Here is a 4,562-nt window from a genome sequence, read left to right as displayed (position 1 = left end):
ATAAATACCCGCAGCCATGACCGCCTCGGCCGACCTGCAGAAACTCCTCGCCCGCGTCGCGCTGGGCGACCGGGTGGCGTTTCGGCACCTGTACGATGCGACGGCACCGTCTCTGTTTGGCGTGGCGCTTCGTATAGTAAGACAACGGGATCGTGCGGAAGAGGTGCTGCAAGATGCGTTCGTCAATGCATGGAACCGGGCCGCCGGGTATCAGGCCGCGTTGAGCCAGCCGATGACCTGGCTGACAGCTATCGTGCGCAATCGCGCCCTGGATGAACTGCGCAGCGGCGCTCGCCACCGTGCGGAATCCCTGGAAGACCGGGAGAGCGGAGCCACGATAGAAATCAAAGACGAGCGACCGAGTCCGCTGCGGTTATTGGAGCAAGCGGCAGATGCCCTTGCCATCCGCGACTGCCTGGAGGCGATCGACGGACCGCAGCGTCAGTGTCTGGCGCTTGTCTATTACCATGGGCTCAGCCATTCCGAGGTTGCCGGTCATATCGGCTCGCCGATCGGCAGCGTCAAGGTCTGGCTGCGGCGCGGGCTCGACAAACTGAAGCGCTGCCTGGAGGCGCTGGCATGAATTACGATCGCCCGGAACTCCTCGATAGACTCGCGGCCGAGTACGTGTTCGGCACGATGAGCGCGCGGGTACGGCGCCGGTTCCAGAAGATTCAGCGCGCACTGCCGGCGGCACAGCAAGCAGTTCACGTCTGGGAGCAGCGAATGACGCCGCTGGCACGGTCGGTACCGCCGGAACAACCTTCCGCCGCCGCGTGGGAAGCGATCGATCGCCGGACCGGTGGCCAGACGTCACGACCGGTCGCACCGCCATCCGCTTGGCTCGCCTGGCTCAAGCCCGCCCTCGGTGTGGCCTTCGGGGTGGTCGTGACGCTCGGACTGGTCAGGCTTTACCCAACTTCCGTGGTGCCCGTGGACCAGATCGTGCAGCAGCGCGGAACGCTGCCGGCGAGCTATGTCGGCTTGCTCACGGATGCCGCCAACAATCCGGTGGTGCTCGCCAGCTCGACCCGCTACGGCAGGATCATGTCGATCAAGATTTTGCGCAAGGTCGATGTGCCCCCCGGCAAGGTGTTGCAGCTCTGGGCGCTGCCCAAAGAAGGGGCCGCCTTCCCGCTCGGCGTGGTACCGCCCGAGGGCCAAAGCTCCTTCCCGATGGCGGATACCTCGGAAAAATTACTATCCAGCGTGCCGCGCCTCGCGGTTTCGGTCGAGGATGCCCCGGCACGCGCAGGCGTAACGCCCGCGCCGTACTTGCTCACCGGCAACTGCGTCAAGCTCTGGTAGTCCTGCCCGCCCACGCGCGGGAAATAAATCTGCATCGGGTGTCTCCGATCCGCTGAGTCGCTCCGTATATCGGTACAGGTAGCGCAATGACGCGCTGCCCCAACCCAGATACAGGAGACGACATCATGAACAAGCTGATACTTGCCACCTTGGCGACGGCCTTCACGGCCAATATCGCCATGGCTCAGTCGGTTGACGAGACGAATGGCATTCTCGCCGCTTCCGGCCATACCCTCTACACATTCGACAAGGATGCGGCCAACAAGAGCAACTGTAACGACGGCTGTGCCGCTAACTGGCCTCCGTTCCTGGTGAAGGAAGACGATCGTACCCCCGCGACCTTCAACGTGATCACGCGCGACGACGGCACCAAGCAATGGGCGGCGAACGGAAAACCTCTCTACTTCTTCGCTGCCGACGTCCAGGCTGGCGACGCGAAAGGCGACGGCAAAGGCGGCGTGTGGCATGTCATCCGCGGCGAGAGCAAGCGCTCGGAGGTAAAGCCCGCGCCGGATTCGCAGGCTGCCGACGGCTACCGGTTCTTCGGCAGCAGTTACTGAGCCAGTTACTGAGCCAACGGAGGACACCATGTACAAAACATCGAAGCTTACGGTCTTATTGCTGGCGCTCTTCGCCGCCGGCTGCGCGAGCGCTGTGGCATCCAGGTCTACGGCCCAGGTGCCGGATAAGCTCAAACCCGGCGCGAACGAATCTCTGGCACTGATCGCTCATGCCAACGGCGTGCAGATTTACGAATGCCGTGCCAAGAAAGATCAAGCAGGGGTATACGAATGGGCATTCGTGGCGCCCGAAGCCGATCTTTTCGACGCGGGTGGAAACAGGATCGGCCGACACTATGCCGGCCCGCATTGGGAATCGACAGATGGCAGCAAGCTCCTGGGTGCATTGAAGGAGCGCGCCGAAGCGCCAGCGGCCGATGCCATCCCTTGGCTGCTGCTTGCCACGAAGTCGGACGGTCCGGAAGGTGCGTTCAGCAAGGTCACGAGCATCCAGCGCGTAAGTACGGTGGGTGGCGTGGCGCCCAAGGCCGGTTGCTCTCAAGCCGCGGTTGGTACATCTGCGCGCATCCATTACACAGCAGACTATTACTTCTTCACGGCGAAGCCCGCGCCGGCGGCGCGGGCTGCCGAGGGCTGGTCCTACAGCAGCGGTTACTGAGCTGTTGCGCCTGACCGAGAGGGGATGACCCAAGTGGGTCATCCCCTCTTGGGTCAAAAGTGGGATCAGGGAATAATTACCACTAATGGTTAGAAACAATTGTTCTCTGATACCCGATTTTCGCCTCCTCGATTTTCACGCCGGAATATTCCCAAATTTTCCGTGATGAAGATCGACGAGCGCTTGTGAAATCTGTTCCTGCGTATTCATGACGAAGGGTCCGTGACCGACGACAGGTTCATCGATAGGCTGCCCGTTCATCACAAAGATGGTTGCGTCCGAGGCGGCTTCGATCACCGCGTCGTCACCGGCACGCTCGAAGATGACGAGCTCGGTTTCGCCCGCGGTGTCGACGTCGTTTACCTTGATGCTGCCTTTCATGACATACAGTGCCGCCGAATAGCCATTGTGCAGGGGCAATTGCAGCCGATGACCGGCGCGCAGTTGCACATCAAGCAGGTTGATCGGGGTAAATGTTTGTGCCGGCCCGGTGGCGCCGGAAAATTCACCGGCAATCACTCGCACCGCACCGCCGTTCCCGGGAAGCGGGACGACCGGAATATCGCGCGCGAGCAGCGTTTGATAGCGCGGTTTGGCCATCTTCGTGTTGGCCGGCAGGTTAACCCAGAGCTGCAACATTTCGAACCGGCCGCCGCGCTTGGCATAATCGCGGCCGTGCATTTCCTTGTGCAAGACGCCCGCGCCGGCGGTCATCCACTGCACGTCGCCACTGCGAATGGTGCCGCGGTTGCCCGCCGTGTCTTCGTGGTCGACCTCGCCCTCGTAAGCGATGCTCACGGTTTCGAAACCGCGGTGCGGATGCCAGTCGACACCGCGCGGTTTCTCGGTCGGCTCAAACTGGGCCGGGCCGGCGTGATCGAGGAGCAGAAAGGGTGTGAGCTCAACAGCAAGGTTCCGGTAACTGAATATTGAGTGCACCGGAAAACCGTCACCGACCCAGTGACCTTCGCCGCGTTGGTGAATGCTTAGTACCTTTTTCATGGCCTTGCCTCGTATTATTAGCGGATGTGCTCAACTCAATGCGTCGCCAGTTTATGGGGCCGATTCATGACAATACAACGTAATGGCTCAACCGCTGGAATTCAGCAATTGGGTTCAGGTCGCGGTTTCCGCTAATATAACGCGGTGTTTATTAAAATTGAGAAATCTGTGATCTGAGCCAGGTTTGTACTTTGTTTCGAGAAATCGGGTACGGCAAAACTAGGGGATATTATGCTTCACAGAGCAAACATACTTGGAGATGTAAGGGCTGAAGCAGATACTCAAATGCTTGACACGGCGTTTTACGAAACGCCGGATTATAAAACGCTCATCTAGTCATCAGATCGAACTGTTGTGGTTGGACGCCGCGGAACAGGTAAAAGTGCACTTGCCTATAAGTTAGAAAAATTTTGGGAAAAGGCTCAGAAGACAGCAGTTATTCATCTGGCCGCAGAAGAAGATCAGATTATCGGTATTAGGCCTCTAGTCGCACTATTTGGAAACGATTTTAAATTAATTCGCTCAGCTACCCGCATTGCATGGCGTTATGCGTTCTTAATGGAAATAGCGGAAAGACTTTCGAAGGATTATAAATATAAGAAATTGGAGAATACAGCAATACTCGACAAGCATCTATCTAAATGGAGAACTAGTCGCTATGGATTCTGCGCTAAGCTTAAGAATAAGCTGCGAGATGTCGTAGACCCATCTTCATCACCTGAGGAACGGGTCAGCGATATGGTTCATCGTTTAGAGCTTAGAGAAATTGAAACAGAAGTTGAGGTAGCGTTACAGAAAATCCAATTATCCATAGTCATTTTGGTCGATAGGCTAGACGAAGGCTACGAACCAGATCCAACTGGTATTGGGTTAATAAATGGTCTTGTTCACGCTGTCATAGACGTCAATACAAAGCTCGATAATGTTCGGACAATAATCTTTCTGAGGGATAACATTTTCCGTGCGGTATCAAAATCAGACCCGGATTTTTCTAGAAATATAGAAGGTCAAGTTTTGCGTCTTCACTGGGATGAATATGGTCTTTTCAACTTAGTTGTTAATCGTCTCAAGAT

Annotated in this window: 6 protein-coding genes; 5 read left to right on the top strand and 1 reads right to left on the bottom strand. The window is 57.1% G+C overall.

The features are described 5' to 3' along the window. Positions 1 to 16: 16 nt before the first annotated feature. From WB402_RS12000 to WB402_RS11985, 4 genes are all read left to right on the top strand, one after another. Positions 17 to 583 carry a sigma-70 family RNA polymerase sigma factor gene (locus WB402_RS12000; RefSeq protein ID WP_424208160.1) on the top strand — a complete coding sequence of 189 codons (567 nt, stop codon included), beginning with the start codon at positions 17 to 19 and terminating at the stop codon, positions 581 to 583. Beyond that, positions 580 to 1,308 (top strand): anti-sigma factor, encoded by a 729-nt coding sequence (locus WB402_RS11995; RefSeq protein ID WP_424208158.1) that lies wholly within the window; start codon positions 580 to 582, stop codon positions 1,306 to 1,308. The genes WB402_RS12000 and WB402_RS11995 overlap by 4 nt, the downstream gene beginning before the upstream one ends. 125 nt (positions 1,309 to 1,433) lie before the next feature. Then, a complete protein-coding gene (locus WB402_RS11990; RefSeq protein WP_424208157.1) occupies positions 1,434 to 1,868 on the top strand; it encodes a hypothetical protein in 435 nt (144 codons plus the stop codon). Positions 1,869 to 1,896: 28 nt separating this feature from the next. Next, positions 1,897 to 2,487, top strand: coding sequence for a DUF3455 domain-containing protein (locus WB402_RS11985; RefSeq protein WP_424208155.1), 591 nt, complete (start codon positions 1,897 to 1,899; stop codon positions 2,485 to 2,487). Between the two features lie 135 nt (positions 2,488 to 2,622). On the opposite strand, the gene WB402_RS11980 is transcribed toward WB402_RS11985, so the two are convergent. Further along, a complete protein-coding gene (locus WB402_RS11980; protein WP_424208153.1) occupies positions 2,623 to 3,489 on the bottom strand; it encodes a pirin family protein in 867 nt (288 codons plus the stop codon). 354 nt (positions 3,490 to 3,843) lie between these two features. On the opposite strand from WB402_RS11980, the gene WB402_RS11975 reads away from it, so the two are divergent. Next, a partial coding sequence (locus WB402_RS11975; RefSeq protein WP_424208151.1) for a P-loop ATPase, Sll1717 family occupies positions 3,844 to 4,562 on the top strand: 719 nt, incomplete at its 3' end.

This window comes from Sulfuricaulis sp. (assembly GCF_049587675.1).
Taxonomy (GTDB): Bacteria; Pseudomonadota; Gammaproteobacteria; order Acidiferrobacterales; family Sulfurifustaceae; genus Sulfuricaulis.
The sequence above is the reverse complement of the archived record's forward strand: the minus strand, read 5'-3'. Positions and strand labels throughout refer to the sequence as shown.